This is a genomic window from Haloferax prahovense (genome assembly GCF_000723845.1).
Lineage (GTDB): Archaea > Halobacteriota > Halobacteria > Halobacteriales > Haloferacaceae > Haloferax > Haloferax prahovense.
On record NZ_LK053000.1, the window covers coordinates 862,130 to 884,810 of the forward strand.

Below are 22,681 nucleotides of genomic sequence, written 5' to 3' on the forward strand. Positions count from 1 at the left end.
GTGCCTTCCGTCGGAGTCGGGGGTCAACTAAGCTTCGATGCGAACCGCGGACCACGCGGCGGCGGCGCGGGATTAGCCGAGGCGCTCGTCGAGAATCAGGCGGGTCTTCGTGCTCTTCACGTCGTCGTGCTCGCGGGCGCGGGTGATGAGGTCGTTGACGGCGCGGGTGTCGGCGGCGTCGACGACGAGGACGATGTCCTCCTCGCCGGAGACCTGCCAGACGAAGTCCACGTCCTTCCAGTCGGCCATCAGCTCGGACACGTCGTTGGTGTCGACGTCGACCGCGACGGTCACCTCTATCATCGCCTTCAGGTTCCCCGTGCGGGTCGAAATCGTAAAGCGCTCGATGACGCCCTCCTCGACCAACCGCTCGACGCGGTTTCTGACGGTCCCCTCGGAGGTCCCGACTTCGGCCGCGATCTCCGTGTTGGGGGTCCGAGCGTCCCGTCGAAGGATATCGAGGATACGTCGGTCAAGCTCGTCCATATCTCACGTGCCGTCCCCAGCGACTTACCGATTACGAATTTCGTAACTCGACTTCGAAAGTAACACTTATGCACCCGTGTTCCGTTCGTTTCTCGTAATGTCGGACGCCTATCTGGCGCTGGAAGACGGTCGCGTGGTCGAAGCGCGTGGCCGTGTTCCGGGGCGCACACGCGGTGAACTGGTGTTCACAACCGCATATACGGGATACGAAGAGAGTCTGACCGACCCTTCGTACGAAGAACAAGTGCTCACCTTCTCGTACCCCCTCATCGGGAACTACGGCGTCCGAGCCGAGCGATTCGAGTCCGACCGGGTCCACCCTCGGGCGGCCGTCGCACGCGAGTTCACCGAGGAGGTCGTCGAGTGGCTCGCCGACGAGGGCGTCCCGGCGGTCGACCACCTCGACACGCGCGACCTCGTCACGTCCATCCGCGAGGAGGGCGCGATGAAGGTCGGAATCGCCGTCGGCGAGGACGTGACCCCCGAGGACGCGAAGGAAGAACTCGCGCAGTGTAAGGGCATGAGCGAGCACGTCGACATCGGCGCGCAGGTCACCACGACCGAGCTGACGACGTTCGAGGGCGACGGCGACACCACCGTCGCGCTCGTCGACTGCGGCGCGAAGGGCTCCATCGTTGACTCTCTCGTCGACCGCGGCGCCACGGTCCACGTGCTTCCCTACGACGCGGACGCCGAGGACGTAACCGCGCTCGAACCCGACGTGCTGTTCATCTCCAACGGCCCCGGCGACCCCGAAAACTACACCGCGACGCGCGAACTCGTCGAGGAGTTCGCCGGCGAGGTCCCGCTGGCGGGTATCTGCCTCGGCCAGCAGATCGTCGCCAGCGCGCTCGGCGGCACCACCGAGAAGATGGCCTTCGGCCACCGCGGCGTCAACCAGCCCGTCCGCGACCTCCAGAGCGGAAAGGTCGTCATGACCACCCAGAACCACGGCTACACCGTCGCCGACCCCGGCGACCAACTCGACGTGACGCAGGTGAACGTCAACGACGACACCGCGGAAGGCCTCGCCAGCGAGGAACTGAGCGTCATCACGCGCCAGTACCACCCCGAAGCCCATCCCGGCCCCCACGACTCGCTCGGCTTCTTCGACGACGTGCTCGCCATGGCGGGTACAGAGGGAAACGAGCATAAGCCCCGAGCCGTCGCCTCGGACTGACCACCCAAACCGCGACCGAACTCGAATCCGCGGCCGATTGCACCCGGCCGCGACCGGAGGAACGCCGATTTTTCCGACACGCCACCCAGCGAGCGGCGCGGCTCGTGTCTCGGCCCCGATGTGGTAGAAACTGTCAAACGGTTTCCCGACGTACGCTCTGTGATGGACGACGTCTCGCTCATCGAACGCGGGTTCGAAGAGTTCCCCGCGACGATTGCCCTCCTCGACAGACACGGGGATATCGTCTACACGAACCGGGCGTGGCGGACGTTCGCCGACGCGAACGACTACGTCGGTGACCCCGATTCGACGGGCGTCAACTACCTCGACGTGTGCGACGCGGCCCGCGAGGTCGACGAAATCGCGGGCGTCGTCGCCGACGGCATCCGCGCGGTGCTCCGCGGCGACCGCGACCTCTTCACCGCCGAGTACCCGTGTCACTCACCGACGGTCTACCGGTGGTTCGCGCTCCGGGTCGTCCAGGTGGACACACCGCGACACGGGAACTTCGCGCTCGTCGTCCACCTCGACATCACCGACAGGCGGCTCGCGGAACTGCAGGTCAACGAGAAGAACGAACACCTCGCTGCGCTCGTCGGCGCGCTCGCGTCGGAGCTCAGAACCAACCTCACGACGGCCATCGAGGCGGCCGAGCGACTCGCGTCGCTCGACGGCGACGCCGCCGTCGCGCTCTCCGAGAGCCTCTCTCGGATCGAGTCGCTCGTCGAGTGGGGTATCGACGCCGCCGAGCAACCGAGCACGCTCGACCTCGCGCCGGTGGGATTTCGCGAGCACGTCGCACAGGCGTGGGCCGTCGCGTCGCTCGACGGCGCGAACGACGCCAGCTACCGGGTCGTCGGCGACGGGACGCTCTTGGCCGACACCCATCTCCTCGGGCTCTTTTTGGTCGCGCTCTTTACGAACTGCTTCGAGCGGAACGCGCCGTCCGGGCCATCCTCAGACGTCGTCGTGGGGACGACCGCTGACGGCTTCTACGTCGACGACGACGGCCCCCACCCGTCGTCCGAAGAGCGCGCGGCGACGACCGCGAGCCCGAACCAGTTGCTCGGCGTCGATTACGACTCGCTTCACCTCTCGACGGCCCGGCGAATCGCGGACCTCCACGGGTGGCAACTCGACGTGGCCGACTCGGAACTCGGCGGCGCGCGCTTCGAAGTCCGCGGCGTCGTGTGGAAGTAGGCCGCGCTCGGCCGGGAGCGAACGAGACGCGCCGGTCAGGAGAGGTCCGCTTCCATCACGAACGTCGGTTCCTCCGCGAGGTCGCTCCGGGCGAGCGACGCGTCGGAAATCCACTCGATTCGCTCGGGGAACAGGACGCGCGTCCGGTCCGCGCCGACCGAGGCGGCGTCGCGTCGAACCGCGTCCAACAGCGACTCGCAGGCCGGCGCGTCGTCCCACGCGGCGACCGCGTACTCGGCCCACGTCACCTCGCCCTCGTCGTCGCGTTCGCGGGTGTAGGTTCGGTTCCGGTAGGTGAAGCCTGCCGTGCAGTCGTCGCCGACGACGAACAGTCGGTCGTCGGCCGCGGCGTCGTGGAGGCGCGCGCGGGTGAGTTCGGAGAGCGCCCACGACTCGACGGGGTCGAGCGCGAGCCCCGACAGCGCGGTTCGCGCCTCGCACCCGGTCCAGTAGGCCCACGCGGCGTCGGCGTCGTCGCCGACCGCCGTCTCCGGCTCGGCGGTCGCGTCCGGTTCGGGCGTCGCCCAGCGGAACTCGACGCCGGGGTCGAACCCGACCGTGCGGGCGTTGGCGAGGCTCGGGACGTTCCACGAGTGAATCATGTTGCGGACGCGGCGCGCCCCCCGCTCGCGCGCCCAGTCGAGAAGCGCGTGCGACAGCCGGGTCGCGAGCCCCTGCTCGCGGTAGTCGGGCGCGACGCGCATCCCCTGCGCCCAGCCCTCGTACTCCGAGAGCATGACGACCTGCGCGATGGCGGCCACATCGTCGGAGGGCGTCTCCTCGCACATGTCCACGAGGAGCGTCGCCTGGTCCAACTCGCCGGGGGAAATCCAGTCGTGGTAGATGTCGGGGATGTAGTCCGACCCGCCGCGGTCGGCCCACGTGTCGCGGGTGAACGCGGCGACCGCGTCGTAGTCCTCGGGTCGCGCGGGTCGAATCTCCATCAGTTCACTCCCACGGGACGGAGCGCTGGGTCAGCTCGCCTTCGAGGTTCCGGCCCATCGCGCCGGCCGGGTCGGAGAGGTTGGCGAGCGACCACATGAGCTTCACCTTCGCCGTGCCGGGGAGCGTGTCGCCCGCCTCGACGACGCCGGCGTCGAGCAGGTCGCGGCCGGTGTCGTAGACGCGGTCGCAGACGCGGCCGTCGAGACACTGCGAGGTCATGGCGACCGTGGTTCCGTCTTCCACGAGTTCCTCGAACCGCGGGATGAGGTCGGTGTGGACGTGGCCGAGGCCCGTCCCCTCGATGACGACGCCGGCCTTCCCGTCGAGGTAGTCGAGCGCCGCGGGGTCCATCCCCGGCGTGAACTTCACGAGTTCCACCTCGGACTCGATGTCGGCGTGGAGCGCGAGGTCGGCCTCGCCGCGGGGGGCGTAGTCGCGGCGGAACGTGACCTCCTCGGCCTCGTAGTCGACCTCGCCGAGCGGCTTCGCGCCGACGGTCTCGAACGCGTCGCGCCGGGAGGTGTGGTTCTTGCGGACGCGCGTCCCCTCGTGGAGCGCGCAGACGTCGTCGGACTCCGAGGCGTGCATGCAGACCATGACCTCGGCGGCGTCGGCCTTGGCGGCCTCGACGGCGCAGACGGCGTTCATCACGTTGTCCGACGAGGGGCGGTCGGCCGAGCGCTGACTGCCCGTGAAGACGATGGGGACGGGCGTGTCGAGCATGAACGACATCGCCGACGCGGAGAACTGCATCGTGTCGGTGCCGTGCATGACGACGACGCCGTCGGCCCCGGCCTCGATTTCCTCGGCGATGGCCTCGGCGAGGTCGACCCACACGTCTGTCGTCATGTTCTCCGAGAGGATGTTGGCGACGACGCGGCCGCGGTAGTTCGCCCGGCCCGCGAGGTCGGGGACGGCCCGGAGCACGTCCTCGGCGTCGAACTGCGCGGTCACCGCGCCCGTTCGATAGTCGACCGTCGAGGCGATTGTCCCGCCGGTCGAGATGAGCGAGACGGTCGGGAGGTCGTCGTCGAACTCGATTTCGGAGGTGCCGTCGCCCTCGGACTGTGCGTCTTCGATGTCGTACACGTCGGTTTCGAGCACGTCCACGTCGGCTCCCTCGCGGGCGATGCCGACGTTGTACCCGCCGTCGAGTTTGACGACGAGATGGTCCTCGGTGGAAGACGGCATGAGCACGCCTTCGTTCGTGACGTCCGCGCGGGTGACGCGGACGCGGTCCCCTGCGTTCATATCGCGGGATACCGTGGGGGCAGACTTCAAACCCACCTTTTTACCGTTCGGGGTCGCCTCCGGCGACCCGCTCACGGCAAAAACCTGGAGGGAAAAAGCCGAGTAGCTCGCTTCGCTCGCGACTCGGTACGGCGACTGGGAGAGAACCGGCCGAGTGCAACGAGGGAGATGCCCGCATCACAGACATAACGGACACAAGACATTTTACCGGACCGTCCGTCGGCCAGCGTATGCTCCCCACGATACCCCTCCAGTCGGGCGGCGCGGCCGGCGTGTTCCTGCTGGTGTTCCTCGTCACCATCGGGATGGCGGCGTGGACGTACAGCGACGCGAAGCGAAACAGCAGTCACCCGGCGTTCCTCTGGGCCGTCGTCGTCTTCCTCGCCCCGCTTCTCGGCATCCTCCTGTACCTCATCTTGGGCCGGGGTTCGTAACGACCGCGTCGCGCCTCCTTTTCGACGGGCACCTGTCGCACCGGCACAAGAGCCATCAGGCTCGCCCGCGACCCTGTACACATGCAACGGTCGGACCAACGGGAGTCTGAGCAGTCCGTCGACGACCTGCTCTCCGGCGTGAACCGCGAGAGCGACGATTCGATGCGGGCGGAGCGCTCCGCCTCGTCCGGCGGCGGTCGCCTCAGCGGGCTGTTCTCCCCGCGCGTGTTCCTCGCGGCGCTCCTGCTCTCCATCGGCGGACTGCTCGTCGGCGGCGCGATTCCCATCGTCGGTTTCGTCGGGCGGTTCGTCGGCATCGCCGCCGCCGGCTTCGTCCTCGGCCTCGTCGGGTCGAAGCGACGCTACACGGAAGTCGTCCTCGCCGGCGCAATCGCCGCGGGCCTCGCGTTCGTCCTCTCGACGCTGTTCGCCGTGTTCGCGCCCTTCGCGGTCCAACTGCTCGCGGACTACGGCGTCGCCATCGCGGGCGTCGGCGCGGCGAGCGGCGGGCTCGCGGGGCTGGTCGGTCACTACTTCGGCCGCGACCTTCGGGCGGGCCTGACAGAGGAGTTGTAGGCGTCAGTCGATTCGCCAGCGGTCGCCGTTGTGGGCGACCAGACCGCCGTCGGCGAGGTGGTGCAGCGCGCTGTCGACGACCGCGGGGTCCGCGTTGAGGTCCTTCGCGATGCCGCGGACGGTGTTCGACCCGTTGGCGAGCGCGGCGAGAATCTCCGCGTAGAACCTGCTGTCGGCGTCGACGCCGAGGCGGTCGTTGAGGCGGTCGAGCACGTCGGTGATGCGGCCCTGTACCCACCGCTGGGCCAAGGAGAGTTCGTTGTCGAGTTCCTCCAGTTTTCCGAGTTCGCGCGCTAGTTCCGAGACGTCGTCACTCCCGGCGTTCTCGACTTCGAGCGTCACGTGCGGACAGCGTCCGGCCATGTCGAGGCTCGGACTCGGCGGGTAGGCGCTCTTCGCGCCGAACCCGTACGGCGAGACGTTCACCTCCAGTCGGAGATTTCGTGAGATGTGGAAGTACTTGCGCCGCTGGTCGTCGGTGCGCGACTCGATGAGTCCCGCGTCCTCCAGCTTTCGGAGGTGGTCGATGACGGCCTTGGGGCTGACGCCGAGGTACTCGCTTATCTCGGTGACGTAGCACGGTTTGTGCGAGAGCAACCGCAGGATTCGCCGGCGGTTTTCGTTCCCGAGTAGGTCAAGCAGTACCGCGGAGTCCATTACGAGGTCATAGACTGCGGGCGGGGAAAAGCCTGACTCATGTGATACTCCGCGCCGTCATGCGATTAGCGATTGTGACTCACGGGGCGCTGTCGGGGCGGTCCCGGGGCGCTCACGGGGCCGTCTCCGGCGTCTCTGAGAGACGGTCGAACGCCCGGGAGGCGAGGAACACCGCGAGGAACGAGAGGGCGACGGTGATACCCGCGAGGAGCGCCCCCGCCTCGTACTTCAGCGGCGGGTAGTAGCCGAGACCGTAGTCGAACACGTCGTTGACGAGCGCAAGGGTGAGGGCGAACCCGAGTGCGCCCTTGGTGGTCGCGCCGTAGCGCGGGACGACGAGGGCGAGCGCGAGAAAGCCCGCGTGGGTGAGCATGATGCCCCAGTAGTCCCACAGCGCAGCCCCGGAGAAGCCGACGTAGAGGTCGGGCCGGAGGTTGAGCGCGACGACCGTCCAGACGCCGTACTTGACGAGCCAGACGAACGCGAGCGTGTGGAGGTACGCGAGCGGTCGGTTGACCGGCGCGTCGGCGACGCGGCGGCCGAGGTTCGGAAGCAGCGTCGCGGCCGACAGCGTCATCAGCGCGAGGGCGGTCGGCGAGTCGCCGAAAAGCGGGTAGAGGAACGTCGGCAGGTCCGACAGCGCGGGGTCGGAGTGGACGTAGAAGCTCACCCCGACGAGGAACGCGGCGGCGTTGAGGACGAGGAAGACGACGAGGCTCGGGCCGTTCCCGAGGTAGTACTCCGTCCAGTCGTCGACCGCCGCGTCGAGGTCGAAGTCGCGTAGACCCATCGCCGAGTCGGACGACGCCCCGAAAGAAAAGGCCGTCGGGGCGGGAGCAGCGGGGGCGGTTGGGGCGGCGCGAACCCCCGTCGGGGCGCGAACGCCGCCCTCTCATCTCCGTACGCGACACGTTGTCATTCCATGTCGGGAGCAAAGGACAGTTAGCCCGGCGCGCCGAACGGCGACGCATGGACGCAGCACTCATCATCCTCGACGGGTGGGGACTCGGCGACCACGACCGCCGCGACGCTATCAAGGCGGCGGACACGCCGAACTTCGACCGCTACCGCGACGCGGGCGCGTTCGGGACGCTCATCGTCGACGGCCGGCGCGTCGGCCTTCCGGACGGCCAGATGGGCAACAGCGAAGTCGGCCACCTCAACATCGGGGCCGGCCGGGTCGTCAAGCAGGCGTACACCCGCATCGGCGACAGCATCGACGACGGCTCGTTCTTCGAGAACGAGGCCATCACGGCCGCCTACGACCACGCCGACGAACACGACGGGCGCGTCCATCTCATGGGCCTCGTCTCAGACGGCGGCGTCCACTCCGACCAACAACACCTCCACGCGCTCATCGAACTCGCCGCCGACCGCGGCGTCGACGCCGTCACCCACGCCTTTACCGACGGTCGCGACACCAGTCCCACCGGCGGCGAGGCGTACCTCTCGGACCTCGAAGCCGTCGCCGAGGAGCAGGGAACCGGTGGCGTCGCCACCGTCTCCGGGCGCTACTACGCGATGGACCGCGACCAGAACTGGGAGCGCACCAAGCGCGCCTACGACGCCATCGTCGAGCGCGAGGCGGAGTGGACCGCCGACACCGCCGTCGACGCCGTCACCGAGTCGTACGACCGCGGCGACACCGACGAGTTCGTCGAGCCGACCGTCGTCGACGACGCGCCCGCCCTCGAAGACGGCGATTCGGTCATCTTCTTCAACTTCCGCGCGGACCGCGCGCGACAGCTCGTGCGGATGCTCTGCGACATCGAGCCCGTCTGGGAGTTCGAGACGACGCCGCCGGAGCTTCTCATGACGACGATGACGCAGTACGACAAGACGTTCGACGTCTCGGTCGCCTACCCGCCGGAACAGCCCGAAGACACGCTCGGCGAGGTGCTCGCCGAGGCGGACATGACGCAACTGCGCATGGCCGAGTCCGAGAAGTACCCTCACGTCACCTACTTCCTCAACGGCGGCCGCGAGGTCGAGTTCGACGGCGAGATTCGGAACATCGTCGAGAGCCCCGACGTGCCGACCTACGACCTCCAGCCCGAGATGTCCGCAGCGGAGCTCACCGATACGGCCATCGGCATCATCGAGTCCGACGACCCGAACGTGATGGTTCTCAACTACGCCAACCCCGACATGGTCGGCCACACCGGCGACTACGAGGCCGCCATCGAGGCGGTCGAGGCGGTCGACGAACAACTCGGGCGGCTCGTCGAAAGCGTCCGCGCTCACGGCGGCCACGTCTGTATCACCGCCGACCACGGCAACGCCGACGACATGGGCACCGAGGACGACCCGCACACGGCCCACACGTTCAACCCCGTCCCGTTCGTCTACCTCGCGGCCGACCGCGACGACGAGGCGGCCGCGGAGAACGACGCCGGGGACGAGGCCGTCGAGGGCGACGCCGCCGACCTCGACCCCGACCACCCGCTTTCGGGCGGCCGGACCGTCCGCGAGGGCGGTTCGCTGTGCGACATCGCGCCGACCATCCTCGAACTCGTCGGCGTCGACCAGCCGGCCGCGATGACCGGCGAGTCGCTGTTAGAATAGGACCGCCGCTCGCGCGCGCTACGTACCTCTACGCTCTCTATTTTCGAGTTCACCTACGCGCCGGACTCGCCCCGGTAGCGACGGTACGCGGTCGGGACGAGCATCGAGACGCCCGCGACCGCCGCGAGCACGACGAACTCCGGGCGGACGGCCGCGGCCAGCGACTCGGTCGTAAGCGTCTCGACCGACGCGCCGGCGATGACGCCCGCGACAGCCCACGGGAGTTCGCCGACGGCGGTTCCGAGCGCGAACGCGCCGAGTCGGACGTTGGCGACGCCCGCCGCGACCGACACCACGTCGGAGGGGACCGGAAGCAGGCGGCTCGCGGCCACGCCCTTGACCGACCCCGTCTGCTCGACGGTCCGCTCGCCGACATCGGCCAGTCTGGTCGTTCCGCGGTAGCGCCGCGCGAAAAGGAACGGCGGGACGCTCGTGAGGACGATGAGCGCCAGCGCGAACGGCGCGCCGACCGGGCCGAGGCCGTAGCCCACGACGAGCGCGAGGAGCGTCGTCGGCCACGCGAGAAGCGGGCGGACGAGCGCGAGCGCGCTCACGACGGCGACGAGTCGGACGGGGTCGGCTGCGACCCACGCCGCGCGCGCGATGACGGCGTCTGGAGACGCGAACAGGAGACCGGCGACGACGGCCGCGAGCGCGAGGCCGGCGGCGAGACGCGGACGGGGCACGGAAGCTCTGGAGTCGGTCGTCGCGCCGCGACCAAACGCTTTGTGCTTCGGAGGGCTTTAGCCCGACCCGGTTCGATTGGCTCCCGAACCGTGACCGAGCCCACACGCGACGAGCGCGTCGAACTCGCGCTCGACCTCCTCGCGCACCTCGAAGCCGACGAACTCTCCCTCGCCGAGGTCGTCGACCGCATCGAGACGGTCACCACGGACCCGACGCTCACGCGCGACATCCTCGACACGGCGGAGCTTCGGGGCATCATCGAGCGCGACGGCGGCCGCGTCCGTCACAACCGCGGCGGCACGTTCGTCAGATTCGAGAGTCAGGTCGTCCAGCGCGAGGGCGACTTCGACTGCCGCCGCTGCGGCGCGTCCATCTCCACCGGCCACTTCGTGACGTTCGAGTCCGGCGAACTCGGGCCCTTCGGCTCGTCGTGTATCAGGAAAGTGCTCGGGCGGGAATAGGTGTCCGGGCGGTCGTCGGGGGCGAACTGCCGCGGTTACCGCCCGCGGCGGAGTTCTTCGATGAGCTGTTCGACCAGCTCCTGCTGGTGGCGAATCTGCTCGCTTTGGGCCTCGACGACCTCGCGGAGCGACTCGATTTCGTCGGCGAGTTCGGCGTAGTCGGCATCGACAGCGCCGGAGTCCGCCGACTCGGACTCGGCAGCCGACTCGAAGCCGGAGCCCTCGAACCCGAGGTCCGCGGCGTCGGCGACGTTGCCCGACGCCGACTCGGTCGACGCCGACTCGGCGGCCTGCTTCGCCTCCGCCACCGCGCCGGTCGCGGACGGGGCTTCGACGGACTGCGTGCGGGCGGTCTGTTGGCTCGGCTCGGCGGGCGCGTCACCCTCGGCGCGGGTGCCGTTCGCCGGTTCGTCGGACAGTTCACCGGGGTTCGCGCTCAGCGGGTCGGGGCCCGCGCCGAAGTCGGTGTTGTCGCGGTCGGCGGCGGCGTCGGCGGACTCGTCGTTCGCCCGCGCTTTCTCCATCTGGACGCGGAACTCCTCGAGACTGCCGACGCCGTGGTAGTCGCACAGCGCACGCGCGAGTTTCTCGCGGACGAGCCGCGCCTCCTCGTTGGGAATCTTGAACCGCTCTTGGCGGCCGTCGACGGTGAGCACGACCGTCGTGGCGACGCTCCCCGACTCGAATTCGAGGTCAGTCACGTCGGCGTAGCGGTACGATTCGTAGTCTTCGTCCCAGACCGCGCTGCCGATGTGCCGGACGACGCGGGCGTCGGTGACGACGAACGTGAGTTCGCTGAAACGGAACGTCTGGACGACACGCTCGCCTTCCTCGTCGGTCACGCCGGCTGCCGCGAGAACGCCCTCGACGATAGGCTGGAGCGCGTCGTCGAGCCGCTTCGAGGACATCGAGAACGTCTCGCTCCCGTCGAGACCGTAGTCGAGCGATAGCTTCGCTTTTCGTCGCCCTTCCTTGACGGACAGTCGCTCCGCGGCGTGCGAGAATTCGTCGACGGACTCGTCCGAGAGGAGGCCTTCGGCCCGATAGACGAGCGTCCGCGTCGGAGTCACAAACAGTTCGTCCTCGCCCCCGAGGTGGACGCGCGTCACCACGTCTTCCTCTCCGAGGACGGACTGGACGATCTCCGGTTGGCTCATGCGTGTGTGCACCCGGTGTTGGGACATAAATCCGCGGGTGATGACGCGAATCGAGTGGCGTGGTGACTCGCCTCGCGGTCGTCGGAGATGAGAAGCTTAAATACAACCAGCACACAACGGGAAGTTGAGCCCGGGTGGCTTAGCTGGACATAGCGCCGCACTCATAGGGTTTCACAATCGGTGCGGAACGCCTTGGAAGCCTCCGCCCCTCGCGAAGTCATGCCGGCTTCGCACCTGGGACATGCGGAGATCGTGGGTTCGGAGCCCACCCCGGGCATTCTTCGATTCGTCACGCACGCAGAGCCGTCCGTGAGTCGTCACGGCCGCGCCCCGTTTTCCGCGAAATCACGTCGCTGTGAGCGACGCGTCGCGTCTGAAAAAACGTCGAAAACGTCGTCTGCGACGCTAGTCGAGCGGGTCGTCGAGTTCGCCCATGACGGCTTCGAGCGCGTCGGTCGCCGTGAGGAGGCCGACGACTTCGCCGTCCCGAAGGACGAGCGCGAGTTCCTGGTCTTCCGCTTGGAACTGGTCGAACGCGTCGCTGACGTTCGTGTCGGCGGCGAGCGTCATCGTCGGCGCGGCGATTTCGTCGAACGAGCGCTCGCCGGCGCGGAGCGCCTCGAAGTTGTCGATGATGGAGGGCGCGTAGACGACGCCGCGGAAGTCGGTGAACGACTCGCCGACGAGCGGGAACCGGGTGTGGGGCGTGTTCCGAATCCGGTCGAAGTTCTCGCCGGGCGTCGCCGTCGCCGAGAGCGAGACGATGTCGTCGCTCGGAATCATGATTTCGCTGATGGAGAGTTCGTCCACGTCCAGCGCGCTGAGGACCTCGTCGCGGCGTTCTTCGGGGAGTTCGCCCTCCTCGAGCAGGGAGTGGAGGCGCTCGCGGAGCTGACCCCGGGACTCGATTACCTCGGCTTCGGTCTCGAGCCACGCGCCCGACATCTCGATGCCGAAGAGCTTGAGCGTCCACTTGGCGACCCAGTCGCCGAACTTGATGACGGGCGAGATGGCGACGTAGAACCAGTGCAGCGGCGCCGCCCCGTAGCGACAGACCATTCGGGAGCGCTCGACGCCGAGGTACGTCGGCGTCTGCTCGCCGTGGGTGAGGTGGAGGAGGTTGATGATCAGGTAGGCGAGGAGCGCGCCGGCACCGATGGTCGCGAGCGTCGTGCCGGCGAACAGCGGCTCGAGTAGCGGTTCGAACAGCGACGCCAGCGCGGGCTCGGCGACGATACCCACGGCGATGCTCGACGCCGTGATTCCGACTTGGCAGGTCGTGAGATACAGTTCGAGCTCCTGGGTCATCTCCCAGGCCCGTTCGAGTCGGGAGTCGCCGTCGACGAACTCGGACTCGGTGAACTGGCGGGCGCGCGTCAGCGCGAACTCGATGGCCACGAAGAAACCGTTCGTGAGGATGAGCAACGCCCCCGCGACGAGGCGTATACCGATCTCTGTTGGGTTCATCTGTGTCGGTGTCCCCTTCGTTCGCGTTCGACCCGTTAGAAAGCATCGGCCGTCCGGAAGTATATGTAGTATATTGTCGGGAGTCGCATATTATCTAGTTTAAACTAAGCTTCTGACAACGATGCCGGGAGGGTTAATGTCGCGGGCGACAGACGACCAGACGAATGACGAGTCGAGAACTCGACGCGCTGGACAGGAAGATACTGTACACGTTGCAGTCGGAGGCGCGCCGCACGTCGTCGACCGACATCGCCGACAAACTCGACGCCTCGGCGAGCACCGTCCGAAACCGTATCCAGCGACTCGAAGCCGACGGAGTGGTCCGCGGCTACCACGCCGACGTGGACTACGAGCGCGCGGGGTACCAACTGTACACGCTCATCGTCTGTACGGCCCCGATTCCGGAGCGCGAGGAGTTGGCCGAGGCCGCCGCCGCGGTCCCCGGCGTCGTCGAGGTACAGGAGGTGATGACCGGCGAGCGAAACGTCATGGTCCGAGCCATCGGCGTCGACGGCGACGACCTCAGTCGAATCGGCGAGGAGTTAGACGAACTGGGGCTTCGCGTCTCCGACGAGGATCTGATTCGGAACACCCACCGCCGGCCGTACGCGAAGTTCGGCGACGGGGGCGACGAGTGAACCGGCCGAGAGCCGACGCGCGAAGCGCCGTCACTCGGGACCGACACCGGTGACATTTCGGTAGGTAACACGAGTACAGGGGGCGTGAAACGCCGTCTTAGTGCCGAATCCGAGCCCGTCGATGTCCGATGGCCCGGCTCTCGAACCACCGGTACAGCTTTGACGAGTGATAACGAACTGGTAATCGCCGTTGTCAGAGACCCTCCCGTTCGCGTCGGTCTCTCGCCGACCGGATGCCCCCCACCACCACCATCACCACCAGAGCGGTTCAACGCGCTCCGACAACGGGTAGACGCGGCTGCAACAGCATCGCGCGGTCGGGCCTCCCTGCACTCGCCGCGTGGTACGCTACGTGGTTTCACCGGACGACCGCCCCCGGTCGTTCGCTTCCGACGGCGTCCACGCCTCGGTTTTTGTTCTCCGACGACGCTCGTGACCCGTGAGCGACGGCGTTTCAGCGGTCGAGAAGTCAGGTCGCGGCCGACTCAGTCGAGTCGTTCGACCTGAACCAGCGCGACGGGGTCGTCCCAGCCGTAGACGGCGGGGTCGAGGTCGCCGTCGCCGACGATACCCGCGTGCGGCGCGATAACACCGTTCTCGGCGAGGTCGGGGTCGCTCATGCCGGTTCCGTCGGTCCCGGAGTCGATGCCGTAGAGGGCCTGTGCAGGGGGGACCATGTCGCCGTACGCCTCGGTGTTGACCTCGGTTCCGGCGTCGTAGCTGGCCGCGAAGTACGACCGCGACTCGTTGACCCGCTCCGGGAGCGGGACGGTGTCGAGGCCGGCGAACCCGTCGTTCGTGCCGATGAGCATGCTGACGAACGAGAGGTACGCGCCGCTGGCGTCGGTCTCCAGTTCGAGCGTCGCGGCCGCGGGAAACATCTCGCTCGCCGGGAGTTCGTCGGGGACGAGCGGCGCGTCGCCGACCGCGACGCCGCGAACGTCGTCGCTCGCTTCGGCCAGCTCACCGAGCGGGCCGAGGTTCCCGTTCTCGGCGAGTTCTCTGATGGCGTCGCTCGCCGGGTCGCCGACGGCGAACAGTTCCACGCCGGCGCGGTGGGCGACCACCGCCGGCGGGGTAAACGGCTGTCCGGTCGTCAGGTTCGCCACGGTCACGCGGTAGGTTCGCGCGGACTGGCTGTTTCCGTTTCCGGTCGATTGGCCCGGCAGGCTCGCACTACCCAAACAGCCGGCGAGGGCGGCCAGCACGCCCGCGCCGGTCAGTCCGAGTACGGTTCGTCGCGTCGTCGGAGTCGTCGTGTCCGTCATTGGTCTCACGTGTGGTCGGTGCCACGACAACGAAGACGCGAGACCGGCTAAAGGCGGTTTTTCGAGATTCGGGGTGACTCCGTGACGAATCGGGGTCGACTCTGTACCAAATTCGGACCGGGCGAGGGCCGAAGGTCGATACCGCCGGGTCGCTCACCGGACCGTCACGTAGGTCAGGAACGTCAGCGCGACGAGTTGGAGGCCGCGGAGGACCAACACGGCCTGCTGGACGTGGGGGTCCCCGGAGTAGAGGCTCTGCATGGTGAAAAAGAAGTAGAGCGCGACGGCGTTCTCGACGAGCATGACGACGGCGAACGCGAGCAGACCGAGGACGAGCGAGGTGCGGAACGTCCGGTAGTTGCGAATCCACACGGCGGTCAGCGCCGCGAGGAAGACGATGTTCGCGCCCGAGAGGGCGCTGGCCGCCATGATTTGGGTGTCCATTGCCATGGTCATTCGAGGTGTGTCGTGATTTCTTCGAAGGTGTCGCGGTACCGTTCGAACTGGTCGGTGAGGAAGTACAGCCGTCCGTACTTGTCGCCGCCGGCCTCGACGACCCCGTGGGATTCGAGGGCGTCGAGGTGGTGTCTGACGGTCTTGTAGCCCACGTCGAGTTCGTCGGCGAGGCGGTTCGCGTTCTGCGGGCGCTCCGAGAGGGCGCGGATGATGCGGACGCGGTTCTCGCCGCCGCGGGTCGCCGTGAGCAGATACCAAAGCGCCTTCTCCATCGACTGTTCGTTTGGTTGATTGGTCGAGCGCGGTATTATTCTCGCGGGTGCCGTTCGACGCGACGAGTTCGACTCGGCGACGACCGCACATGAGCGTTGTTCCAGTTCCGTACCAAATTCGGGTGGAGTCTCCGGGCGCGCCGAGTCGGTCGGTGCCGCCGCCCCGACAGCGCTCGCCGGTGTCCGAGACGGAACCGACTCGGCCTCACCGGCGGACCGACTCGAACCGGCAGGACCCCCCGACGGCAGTAAGGGATATGTCGGTCGCGTCCTACGAAAACTCGTATGGACGACGACACCGGACGGAACGCGTGTGCCATCGAGTCTCCGAAGGGACGGCCCTGTCCCTTCTGCGGCACATCGATGGACCACCGCCACTGCAAGTACGTCTGCCCGGAACACGGGGTCGTCTACGACTGCAGCGACACGTTCTGGTAACGAAACCTGACAGGAGACGCCCGCGCTGGTACCACTGCGAAGTCGGCGGGTTCGCGGGTTGATTTCACGACAGCACGAAGCGTTATGTCGGCGGAGACCTAACGAATGACTGTCCTCCCCGGTCAGCTCAGTTGGTCCCGAGACGGATGCGGCCACGTACACGAAACGATGCTCAACGAATCACAGGTCGAGGCGGGAAAAGACATCCAACAGCGGACGGGAAAGACGTTTTACTTCGCGACGCGCCTCCTCCCGGAGCGCGTCAGACACGCCACGTACGTGCTGTACGCGTTCTTTCGGGTCGCCGACGAGGTCGTCGACGCCGAGGAGACCGCGCCGCCGGCACAACAGCGCGAGCGTCTCGAACACCTCCGCGCCGAGGCGCTCGGCGAGGTCGAGACCGACGACCCCGTCCTGTCGGCGTTCGCCGAACTCAGAGAGCGCTACGGTATCGACCCCGACGACGTGAACGTCTTCATCGACGCGATGGAGTCGGACATCGAAAAAGACCGCTACGAGACCTACGACGAACTTGAGACGTACATGGACGGGTCGGCCTCCGCGGTCGGTCGGATGATGACCGACGTCATGCGTCCCGACGACCCCGAGGCGGCGCTCCCGCACGCGACGGCGCTGGGACAGGCGTTCCAGATGTCGAACTTCCTGCGCGACGTGGGCGAAGACGTGGTCGAGCGCGGCCGGGTGTACCTCCCGCGGACGACGCTCGACCGCCACGGCGTCGACGCCGAACAGATACTCGACCTCGAGTTCGACGAGCGCGTCGCCGACGTGATGCGCGACGAACTCCGTCGAACGGAGTCGCTGTACCGCGACGGCGTCGCCGGCATCGAGTACCTCCCGGCGGACTGCCAGTTCCCGGTGCTCCTCTCGGCGGTGCTGTACGCCGACCACCACCGGTCGATTCGGAACCTCGGCTACGACACGCTCACGGCGACGCCCGAACTGAGCTTCGGGCGGAAGCTCACGCTCCTCGCGAAGACCGCGGCGTACTGGGCCGTCTGGCGCGACCCCGTGGCCGTGTTCAAGGCCGTCAGCGTCGTCCCCTACCCGGACGACGACGACCTCGACGCTGATTTCGGCCCCGGTTCGACGCGGATCGGCCGCAGCCGACGGAGCGGGCGCGTCTCCGGCTGGCTCCGGTCGCTGAACCGCTGGGGCTCGGACTGAGCGACGCGCGATTTTTCCGCGACTGAAAGATTTACTGGGTGGCCGAGAGAGCCCCCGGCATGCATCGCGTCACCCTCGACACCCGGTTAGACGACTGTCCGCTGGGACGGGTGACCGCCGCGCACGACGTGACGCTGACCACGCCGTACTGGAATCTCTCGCCCGAAACCGGCCAGTGCGACCTCTGGGTCGAAGCCTCGTCGCCGGGGCGGTCGCAGTTAGAGGCCGGCATCCGCGCGCTCAGAGACGCCGACGGCGTGCGCCACTTCGAACTGAAGTGGAAGCGCGGGTCGCACGCGACGGCCCACGTCGTGCTCGAAGAGACCGTCGCCATCGAGACGGTCATGGCCAACGGCGGCGCTGTCATCGCTCCGTTCCGCGACAGGGACGGCTGGGAACGGTGGCACCTCGGGTTCGCCGAGCCGGATGCCGCGGCGGCCACTCTCGACTCGCTCGACCGCCGCTACGAACTCACCGTCGTCGAGCAGACGCCGCTCACAGACTCGGGTGCGGCCGCCGTCTTCCGGAACTTCCACGAGGCCGCGACGCTCCTCGACGGCTGTGAGCGACTCACCGAGACGGAGGCGCGGGTGCTCCGAACCGCGGTCGAACACGGCTACTACGAGACGCCGCGGGGCGAGTCGCTCGCCTCTCTCGGCGACCGCTGTGGCGTCTCCGACGTCGCCATCTCGAAGACGCTCCGCCGTGCGGAGCGAAAGCTCCTCGGGGCCGCCGTCTCCGCGCTCGCCGGTCTCGACGCCGACCGCGACCCGCCGGCTGCGCGGCCCGGCGACGGGGGTTAGCATCCTAACCCTCCGGTTCTCCCGGCTCGCGGGCGTAGGTCCCGGTGATGAGCGCACACGCCGACGCATCGCTCTCGACCGCCGACGAGCCGAGATCGATTCTCGACACGCCACCGCAAACCGCTGACTCGACCGCGCCCGCGACGCCGGCTTCACACACCGTCCCTCGTCATGGTCGGTAGCCAACTCCTCGCCGGTCGATACCGGAACGCCGTCCTGTTCGTGTTCTTGGCGGCGGTCTGGGGTGGCACCTACCCCGCGGTGACGGTCGGGCTGGGGTCGTTCCCGCCGATTCTGTACGCCGCGCTCCGGCTCGACATCGGGGCGGTCCTCCTGTTGCTGTACGCGGGGCGACGCACCGATTACTGGCGACCCCGCACACGAGGCGACTGGGCGGCCGTCTCGGTCGCCGGTCTCCTGACGCTCGGGGGCTACGGGGTCCTCCAGAACGTCGGCCAGCAAACCGTCCCGAGCGCGGTCGCCTCGGTGCTCGCGGGGCTGATTCCGATACTGACCGTCGGGTTCGCGAAGCTGTTTCTGCCCGACGAGCGATTCGGCCCGGTCGAACTGCTCGGCGTCGTCGTCGGCTTCCTCGGCTTAGTCGTCATCACCGACCCGAACCCGTCGAACCTCCTCGCGGGGAACGCCGCGGGGCAGGCGATACTGGTGCTCGCCGCGGCGTCCTTCGCGCTCGGCGGCGTGCTCGCCCAGCGAATCGAGACCGAGATGCCGTTCGCCACCCAGACCGCGTGGGCGATGGTCGTCGGAGCCGCCGCGACCCATCTCGCGAGCGCGGCGAGTCCGACGGAGTCGCTGGCGGGGGTCGACGCGTCGCCGGCGGGCGTCGTCGGTCTCGTCTATCTCGGCGTCTTCGTGAGCGCGGTCGGCTACCTGCTGTACTTCTCGCTTCTCCCCCGACTCGGTTCCGTCGAGCTCAACCTCGTCACCTACGCCATCGCCGGCTTCGGGACGGTGTACAGTTGGCTTCTGTTCACGGAGCCCGTGACCGCGACCACGCTCGTCGGCTTCGGGTTCGTCCTCCTCGGCTTCGGCCTGCTCAAGTGGAAACGGCTCGGAGCCGCCTATCGGGGCCGGCGTCGCGGCGTCGAATCCGACTGAGAGACAGCGCTGGGGCCGCGACAGACGGGCGCGAGCGCGAGGGAATCCCGCCGTTCAGGAGCGCCACGGCAACCGCCGCGGAAGCCGCAGAAGCCGCGAGTCGAACCGGTCCGTCTTGAGCAGTCCGACGCCGAACAGCGCCGCGACCGCGACGGGAATCCAGTTGCCGAACCACGCGTTGATGCCGCCCCAGAGGATGACGAAGCTCACCAGGTCGTCGAGCATGAACTCCGTGCGGTCGAGTCGCGCGAGAAGCGCCTCGCGGTCGAACGACCAATCGAGCGCGACGACGGCGACGGTCGCGCTGACGACCCAACCGGCGTAGTTCGAAAGCGGGACGCCGTAGAACAGCACCGCGTCGTCGGCGAGGCGGTAGTACTCCCAGAAGCCGAGCGCGACCGCGCCGGGGTCCAGCACCACGTCCATGGCGAGGACGGCCGCGATGACGACGCCGAGGCGGACGGCCCCGTTGCGGGCGCGGTCGCCCAGCAAGAGCAGACACAGCAGGTAGGCGTTCATGACGAGCGGGATGAAAAACACCGGCAAGCCGATAGGAACCCCGGTGACCGTCGGCCCGAGGTCGACGCCGTAGTGGAACCAGCCGTACGGCCAGCCCGTGGTGACGCCGGTGTACTCGATGGCGTAGGCGTACGCGGTGAGCGCGCCGACGCCGAGAGCGGCACGTCTGGTCACGAGCGGGAGGACGCCCACGATGAGCGGCGAGCGCATCACGAACGTCCCGAGGAGGATGAGAAACGCGTTGAACGCCAGCGGGTCGGGGAGCCAGCCCATCGCGCTGGCGACGAGGAGCACCGCGCCGTTCAGCGGGAAGAACACCGAGATGGTAAAGCGGTTGTCGCGCACGAGTCGGTCGAGCGCCGCCTCCGCTTCACCGCGGGTAGACGGCAGCCGCGCTCGCAGGTCGCTCGCGCTCACGGCCGCACCTCCGGTTCACCCATTGACGAGCCTCCAGAGAGCCCCGAGGGTGATGAGCATGCCGACGACGGTGTTGATAACGGGGTACCACCAGTACGCCCGGTCCACGTCGACGCCGGAGGTGGCGATACCGAGGACGACGACCGGATAGGCCGCCAAGAGCGCGCCGAGTCGGGGGTCGACCGCGGCGAAGGCGACGGCCGCGAGAACCCACGTCGCGGCGCAGTACCAGTAGGTCCGCCGCTCGCCGAGGGCCGTCGCGGTCGTTCGAATGCCGGCCTCGCGGTCCGGCTCGATGTCGGGAATCGCGGAGAACGTGTGCATCCCCATCGTCCAGAGCCACGCGCCCGCGACGGCGAGCATCGGGGGGTTCGACCCCGAAACGGCCGCGTAGGCGGCGACGCCCGGCAGGACGTACAGGCCGTTCGAGACCGAGTCGAGAAGCGGCGTCGTCTTGAACCGAAACGGCGGCGCGCTGTACTCGACGGCGAGGAAGAAGTGCGCGGCGAGCCACGGCCACGCCACCCGCGGAGCGACGGCGAACAGGCCGACTCCGAGCAGGCCGCTCGCGGCGACGACGACGGTGTTCACGGGGTCGCCGCGCCAGCGGGCCTCGCGGTCGTCCTTCTTCGGGTTCGCTTCGTCCACGTCGGCGTCGAACACGTCGTTGACGCCGTAGAGAAAGACGTTCGCGGGGACGAGGAAGTACGCGAACAGGGCGACGGGTTCGAGGCCGAACAGGTCGGCGGGGGCGCTCGCGGCGGCCGCGACGCCGACGACGACGGGGCCGGCGAGGTAGAGCCAGAACCGGGGCCGCGAGAGGACCGCGAGGTAGACGAGTCGGTCTCGGAGACCGCCGTCTGCTCGTCCGTCGTCGCCGCCCTCGCCGGACTCGCTCTGTGCGGCCATATCGGCGCTCATCTCGCGTCTTCGGCCATCTCCTCGGCGGTGAGTTGACCGCTGATGAGACACATCGGGACGCCGATGCCCGGCGTGGTAAACGAGCCGGTGAAGTAGAGGCCGTCGACCGTCTCGGAGCCGTGCGGCGGGCGGAGGAGCGCCGTCTGGAACAGCGTGTGGGCGAGTCCGAGGGCGGTTCCCTGCGTGCTGTTGTAGCGCTCCTTGAAGTCGTTCACGCAGAACGACTCCTCGACGACGATTCTGTCGCGGAGGTCGACGCCGGTGTTGTCGGCGATGTCGGCGAGGACGAGGTCGCGGTAGCTCTCGCGGAGTTCCGGCGTGTCCTCCAGCCCGGCCGCGATGGGGACGAGCGCGAACAGGTTGCTGTGGCCCTCCGGAGCGACCGTGTCGTCGGTCTTCGAGGGGACACAGAGGTAGTACGCGGGGTCGTCGGGCCACGCGGGGTCTTCGAATATCGTCTCGAAGTGGTCGTCCCAGTTGGTGGGTAACACGAGCGTGTGGTGGGCGAGTTCGTCCACGTCGCCCTCGACGCCGAGGTAGAGCAGAAACGCCGAGGGGGCGTACGTTCGGGAGTCCCAGTAGTCGGCGTCGTACTGGCGCTTCTTCTCCGGGAGGAGTTCCTGTTCGGTGTGGGCGTAGTCGGCGTCGGAGACGACCTGGTCGCAGAGGAACTCGCGGCCGTCTTCGGTGCGGACGGCGAACCCGCCGCGGCGACCGGCGATTTCGGCCACGGGCGAGTCGGTGTGGAACTCGACGCCCAGCTCCTCGGCGAGGTCGACGATGGCGTCGACGACGCCCGCGAGGCCGCCGTCGGGGTAGTAGACGCCCATGTTGAAGTCCACGTGGCTCATGAGGTTGTAGAGCGCCGGCGTGTTGTTCGGCGCGCCGCCGAGGAACACCAACGTGTACTGCATTATCTGCTGGAGCTTCGGGTGGTCGAAGTACTTCTCGACGTGGTCCTGCATCGAGCCGACGAGCGACAGCCCCCACGAGTACCGGAACACGTCGAGGTCGATGTAGTCGGTCAGCTCCGGGCGGTCGGTGTAGACGAAGTGCTCCATCCCGATGCGGTAGTTCCGCTCGGCCTTCCGGAGGTAGTCGTCGAGCCTGTCGCCCGCGCCGGGCTCGTAGGACTCGAAGGTGGCCTTGTTGGCCTCGACCTCGGGGAGCATGTCCACGCGGTCGCCGTCCTTGAAGAAGATGCGGTAGTGCGGGTCGAGTCGGGTCAGCCCGTAGTAGTCCTCGGGCCGCTTGCCGAAGTAGGCGAAGAAGCGCTCGAACACGTCGGGCATGAGGTACCACGACGGCCCCATGTCGAACCGGAAGCCGTCGCGTTCGAGCGTGCTGGCTCGGCCGCCGAGCTGTTCGTTCTTCTCCAACAGCGTCACGTCGGCACCGGCGTCCGCGAGGTAGCACGCCGTCGAGAGGCCGCCGAACCCGCCGCCGACGACGACGACGGACTCGCCGGCGAGGGAGTCGAGAGCCGAGACAGAATTCATGTCCGTTCGTAAGGACGTAGAGAACATAAATCGACTGACCGAATCGACCGCCGTCGGGGGGTAGCTTTAGGCTCGGT

General features: G+C 68.0%; 25 protein-coding genes and 1 tRNA gene. 12 read left to right on the forward strand and 14 right to left on the reverse strand.

Translation table 11 applies throughout. The features are described from left to right. Positions 1-72 precede the first annotated feature (72 nt). A complete protein-coding gene (locus tag BN984_RS04080; protein WP_004042482.1) occupies positions 73-486 on the reverse strand; it encodes an Lrp/AsnC family transcriptional regulator in 414 nt (137 codons plus the stop codon). 97 nt (positions 487-583) lie between these two features. Between BN984_RS04080 and carA the strand changes: the two genes are divergently transcribed. Then, on the forward strand, positions 584-1,666 hold the full coding sequence (carA, locus tag BN984_RS04085) for a glutamine-hydrolyzing carbamoyl-phosphate synthase small subunit (RefSeq protein ID WP_049913586.1): 1,083 nt from the start codon (positions 584-586) through the stop codon (positions 1,664-1,666). Positions 1,667-1,828: 162 nt separating this feature from the next. Beyond that, positions 1,829-2,866 carry a sensor histidine kinase gene (locus BN984_RS04090; protein WP_049967738.1) on the forward strand — a complete coding sequence of 346 codons (1,038 nt, stop codon included), beginning with the start codon at positions 1,829-1,831 and terminating at the stop codon, positions 2,864-2,866. 35 nt (positions 2,867-2,901) lie between these two features. Here BN984_RS04090 and BN984_RS04095 read toward each other — a convergent pair whose 3' ends face one another. Both BN984_RS04095 and gatD read right to left on the reverse strand, forming a co-directional pair. Continuing rightward, positions 2,902-3,810 carry a GNAT family N-acetyltransferase gene (locus tag BN984_RS04095; protein ID WP_049967739.1) on the reverse strand — a complete coding sequence of 303 codons (909 nt, stop codon included), beginning with the start codon at positions 3,808-3,810 and terminating at the stop codon, positions 2,902-2,904. Positions 3,811-3,814: 4 nt separating this feature from the next. Next, entirely contained in the window at positions 3,815-5,062 is a 1,248-nt protein-coding gene (gene gatD / locus BN984_RS04100) for a Glu-tRNA(Gln) amidotransferase subunit GatD (RefSeq protein ID WP_008095394.1), read from the reverse strand. 230 nt (positions 5,063-5,292) lie between these two features. Between gatD and BN984_RS04105 the strand changes: the two genes are divergently transcribed. Both BN984_RS04105 and BN984_RS04110 read left to right on the forward strand, forming a co-directional pair. Then, on the forward strand, positions 5,293-5,496 hold the full coding sequence (locus BN984_RS04105) for a PLDc N-terminal domain-containing protein (RefSeq protein ID WP_049967740.1): 204 nt from the start codon (positions 5,293-5,295) through the stop codon (positions 5,494-5,496). Positions 5,497-5,577: 81 nt separating this feature from the next. After that, complete coding sequence (locus BN984_RS04110; RefSeq protein ID WP_008095391.1) at positions 5,578-6,072, forward strand: hypothetical protein; 495 nt, start codon at positions 5,578-5,580, stop codon at positions 6,070-6,072. Positions 6,073-6,075: 3 nt separating this feature from the next. Here the strand turns inward: BN984_RS04110 and BN984_RS04115 are convergent, their stop codons facing one another. Then, positions 6,076-6,729 (reverse strand): ArsR/SmtB family transcription factor, encoded by a 654-nt coding sequence (locus BN984_RS04115; protein ID WP_008095389.1) that lies wholly within the window; start codon positions 6,727-6,729, stop codon positions 6,076-6,078. Between the two features lie 112 nt (positions 6,730-6,841). Beyond that, the gene (locus tag BN984_RS04120) at positions 6,842-7,519 is read right to left on the reverse strand and encodes a DUF1405 domain-containing protein (protein ID WP_008095387.1); all 678 of its coding nucleotides are present in this window, start codon (positions 7,517-7,519) and stop codon (positions 6,842-6,844) included. A gap of 179 nt (positions 7,520-7,698) precedes the next feature. Between BN984_RS04120 and gpmI the strand changes: the two genes are divergently transcribed. Then, the gene (gpmI, locus tag BN984_RS04125; protein WP_049967741.1) at positions 7,699-9,294 is read left to right on the forward strand and encodes a 2,3-bisphosphoglycerate-independent phosphoglycerate mutase; all 1,596 of its coding nucleotides are present in this window, start codon (positions 7,699-7,701) and stop codon (positions 9,292-9,294) included. A 53-nt stretch (positions 9,295-9,347) separates the two neighbouring features. Here the strand turns inward: gpmI and BN984_RS04130 are convergent, their stop codons facing one another. Next, positions 9,348-9,980 carry a TVP38/TMEM64 family protein gene (locus BN984_RS04130; protein WP_049967742.1) on the reverse strand — a complete coding sequence of 211 codons (633 nt, stop codon included), beginning with the start codon at positions 9,978-9,980 and terminating at the stop codon, positions 9,348-9,350. Positions 9,981-10,070: 90 nt separating this feature from the next. Between BN984_RS04130 and BN984_RS04135 the strand changes: the two genes are divergently transcribed. Further along, positions 10,071-10,442 carry a DUF5830 family protein gene (locus BN984_RS04135; RefSeq protein WP_008095381.1) on the forward strand — a complete coding sequence of 124 codons (372 nt, stop codon included), beginning with the start codon at positions 10,071-10,073 and terminating at the stop codon, positions 10,440-10,442. A 35-nt stretch (positions 10,443-10,477) separates the two neighbouring features. Here BN984_RS04135 and BN984_RS04140 read toward each other — a convergent pair whose 3' ends face one another. Then, positions 10,478-11,599 carry a DUF7115 domain-containing protein gene (locus tag BN984_RS04140; protein WP_008095380.1) on the reverse strand — a complete coding sequence of 374 codons (1,122 nt, stop codon included), beginning with the start codon at positions 11,597-11,599 and terminating at the stop codon, positions 10,478-10,480. A 128-nt stretch (positions 11,600-11,727) separates the two neighbouring features. On the opposite strand from BN984_RS04140, the gene BN984_RS19380 reads away from it, so the two are divergent. Further along, positions 11,728-11,876: transfer RNA gene (locus tag BN984_RS19380), tRNA-Met, on the forward strand. A 128-nt stretch (positions 11,877-12,004) separates the two neighbouring features. On the opposite strand, the gene BN984_RS04145 is transcribed toward BN984_RS19380, so the two are convergent. Continuing rightward, a complete protein-coding gene (locus tag BN984_RS04145) occupies positions 12,005-13,066 on the reverse strand; it encodes a CNNM domain-containing protein (protein ID WP_049967743.1) in 1,062 nt (353 codons plus the stop codon). 164 nt (positions 13,067-13,230) lie between these two features. Between BN984_RS04145 and BN984_RS04150 the strand changes: the two genes are divergently transcribed. Further along, entirely contained in the window at positions 13,231-13,704 is a 474-nt protein-coding gene (locus BN984_RS04150; RefSeq protein WP_004975004.1) for an Lrp/AsnC family transcriptional regulator, read from the forward strand. Positions 13,705-14,189: 485 nt separating this feature from the next. Here BN984_RS04150 and BN984_RS04155 read toward each other — a convergent pair whose 3' ends face one another. From BN984_RS04155 to BN984_RS04165, 3 genes are all read right to left on the reverse strand, one after another. After that, the gene (locus tag BN984_RS04155) at positions 14,190-14,972 is read right to left on the reverse strand and encodes a spondin domain-containing protein (RefSeq protein WP_049967744.1); all 783 of its coding nucleotides are present in this window, start codon (positions 14,970-14,972) and stop codon (positions 14,190-14,192) included. Positions 14,973-15,125: 153 nt separating this feature from the next. Then, positions 15,126-15,416, reverse strand: a complete 291-nt coding sequence (locus BN984_RS04160) for a hypothetical protein (RefSeq protein WP_008095377.1) — start codon at positions 15,414-15,416, stop codon at positions 15,126-15,128. An 8-nt stretch (positions 15,417-15,424) separates the two neighbouring features. Then, entirely contained in the window at positions 15,425-15,700 is a 276-nt protein-coding gene (locus BN984_RS04165; RefSeq protein WP_004975000.1) for an ArsR/SmtB family transcription factor, read from the reverse strand. A 285-nt stretch (positions 15,701-15,985) separates the two neighbouring features. Between BN984_RS04165 and BN984_RS19640 the strand changes: the two genes are divergently transcribed. The 4 genes from BN984_RS19640 to BN984_RS04180 all read left to right on the forward strand — a co-directional run bounded on the left by BN984_RS19640 (position 15,986) and on the right by BN984_RS04180 (position 19,248). Further along, positions 15,986-16,138, forward strand: coding sequence for an HVO_2523 family zinc finger protein (locus tag BN984_RS19640; protein WP_004974999.1), 153 nt, complete (start codon positions 15,986-15,988; stop codon positions 16,136-16,138). A 168-nt stretch (positions 16,139-16,306) separates the two neighbouring features. Beyond that, positions 16,307-17,326: a phytoene/squalene synthase family protein gene (locus BN984_RS04170; protein ID WP_049967745.1), complete on the forward strand. Its 1,020-nt coding sequence runs from the start codon at positions 16,307-16,309 to the stop codon at positions 17,324-17,326. A gap of 59 nt (positions 17,327-17,385) precedes the next feature. Then, positions 17,386-18,129 carry a helix-turn-helix domain-containing protein gene (locus BN984_RS04175; RefSeq protein ID WP_049967746.1) on the forward strand — a complete coding sequence of 248 codons (744 nt, stop codon included), beginning with the start codon at positions 17,386-17,388 and terminating at the stop codon, positions 18,127-18,129. Between the two features lie 171 nt (positions 18,130-18,300). Continuing rightward, positions 18,301-19,248, forward strand: coding sequence for a DMT family transporter (locus BN984_RS04180; protein ID WP_008095373.1), 948 nt, complete (start codon positions 18,301-18,303; stop codon positions 19,246-19,248). Positions 19,249-19,302: 54 nt separating this feature from the next. Here the strand turns inward: BN984_RS04180 and cruF are convergent, their stop codons facing one another. The 3 genes from cruF to BN984_RS04195 are packed head-to-tail and all read right to left on the reverse strand — an operon-like array spanning position 19,303 to position 22,604. Beyond that, the gene (gene cruF, locus BN984_RS04185) at positions 19,303-20,184 is read right to left on the reverse strand and encodes a bisanhydrobacterioruberin hydratase (protein WP_049967747.1); all 882 of its coding nucleotides are present in this window, start codon (positions 20,182-20,184) and stop codon (positions 19,303-19,305) included. 15 nt (positions 20,185-20,199) lie between these two features. Further along, positions 20,200-21,105, reverse strand: a complete 906-nt coding sequence (locus BN984_RS04190) for a prenyltransferase (RefSeq protein WP_008095369.1) — start codon at positions 21,103-21,105, stop codon at positions 20,200-20,202. Beyond that, entirely contained in the window at positions 21,102-22,604 is a 1,503-nt protein-coding gene (locus BN984_RS04195; protein ID WP_049967748.1) for a phytoene desaturase family protein, read from the reverse strand. Before BN984_RS04195 ends, BN984_RS04190 begins: the two co-directional genes overlap by 4 nt. Between the last annotated feature and the right edge of the window lie 77 nt (positions 22,605-22,681).

Excerpts from the sequence above, each read along its gene's own strand:
- BN984_RS04145 (WP_049967743.1), bottom strand. The coding sequence starts at position 13,066 with ATGAACCCAACAGAGATCGGTATACGCCTCGTCGCGGGGGCGTTGCTC.
- BN984_RS04080 (WP_004042482.1), bottom strand. The coding sequence starts at position 486 with ATGGACGAGCTTGACCGACGTATCCTCGATATCCTTCGACGGGACGCT.
- BN984_RS19640 (WP_004974999.1), top strand. The coding sequence starts at position 15,986 with ATGGACGACGACACCGGACGGAACGCGTGTGCCATCGAGTCTCCGAAG.
- gatD (WP_008095394.1), bottom strand. The coding sequence starts at position 5,062 with ATGAACGCAGGGGACCGCGTCCGCGTCACCCGCGCGGACGTCACGAAC.
- BN984_RS04175 (WP_049967746.1), top strand. The coding sequence starts at position 17,386 with ATGCATCGCGTCACCCTCGACACCCGGTTAGACGACTGTCCGCTGGGA.
- BN984_RS04150 (WP_004975004.1), top strand. The coding sequence starts at position 13,231 with ATGACGAGTCGAGAACTCGACGCGCTGGACAGGAAGATACTGTACACG.
- BN984_RS04140 (WP_008095380.1), bottom strand. The coding sequence starts at position 11,599 with ATGAGCCAACCGGAGATCGTCCAGTCCGTCCTCGGAGAGGAAGACGTG.
- BN984_RS04155 (WP_049967744.1), bottom strand. The coding sequence starts at position 14,972 with ATGACGGACACGACGACTCCGACGACGCGACGAACCGTACTCGGACTG.
- BN984_RS04095 (WP_049967739.1), bottom strand. The coding sequence starts at position 3,810 with ATGGAGATTCGACCCGCGCGACCCGAGGACTACGACGCGGTCGCCGCG.
- BN984_RS04190 (WP_008095369.1), bottom strand. The coding sequence starts at position 21,105 with ATGAGCGCCGATATGGCCGCACAGAGCGAGTCCGGCGAGGGCGGCGAC.
- gpmI (WP_049967741.1), top strand. The coding sequence starts at position 7,699 with ATGGACGCAGCACTCATCATCCTCGACGGGTGGGGACTCGGCGACCAC.
- BN984_RS04090 (WP_049967738.1), top strand. The coding sequence starts at position 1,829 with ATGGACGACGTCTCGCTCATCGAACGCGGGTTCGAAGAGTTCCCCGCG.
- BN984_RS04195 (WP_049967748.1), bottom strand. The coding sequence starts at position 22,604 with ATGAATTCTGTCTCGGCTCTCGACTCCCTCGCCGGCGAGTCCGTCGTC.
- BN984_RS04180 (WP_008095373.1), top strand. The coding sequence starts at position 18,301 with ATGGTCGGTAGCCAACTCCTCGCCGGTCGATACCGGAACGCCGTCCTG.
- BN984_RS04120 (WP_008095387.1), bottom strand. The coding sequence starts at position 7,519 with ATGGGTCTACGCGACTTCGACCTCGACGCGGCGGTCGACGACTGGACG.
- BN984_RS04115 (WP_008095389.1), bottom strand. The coding sequence starts at position 6,729 with ATGGACTCCGCGGTACTGCTTGACCTACTCGGGAACGAAAACCGCCGG.
- BN984_RS04165 (WP_004975000.1), bottom strand. The coding sequence starts at position 15,700 with ATGGAGAAGGCGCTTTGGTATCTGCTCACGGCGACCCGCGGCGGCGAG.
- carA (WP_049913586.1), top strand. The coding sequence starts at position 584 with ATGTCGGACGCCTATCTGGCGCTGGAAGACGGTCGCGTGGTCGAAGCG.
- BN984_RS04170 (WP_049967745.1), top strand. The coding sequence starts at position 16,307 with ATGCTCAACGAATCACAGGTCGAGGCGGGAAAAGACATCCAACAGCGG.
- BN984_RS04110 (WP_008095391.1), top strand. The coding sequence starts at position 5,578 with ATGCAACGGTCGGACCAACGGGAGTCTGAGCAGTCCGTCGACGACCTG.
- BN984_RS04105 (WP_049967740.1), top strand. The coding sequence starts at position 5,293 with ATGCTCCCCACGATACCCCTCCAGTCGGGCGGCGCGGCCGGCGTGTTC.
- BN984_RS04160 (WP_008095377.1), bottom strand. The coding sequence starts at position 15,416 with ATGGACACCCAAATCATGGCGGCCAGCGCCCTCTCGGGCGCGAACATC.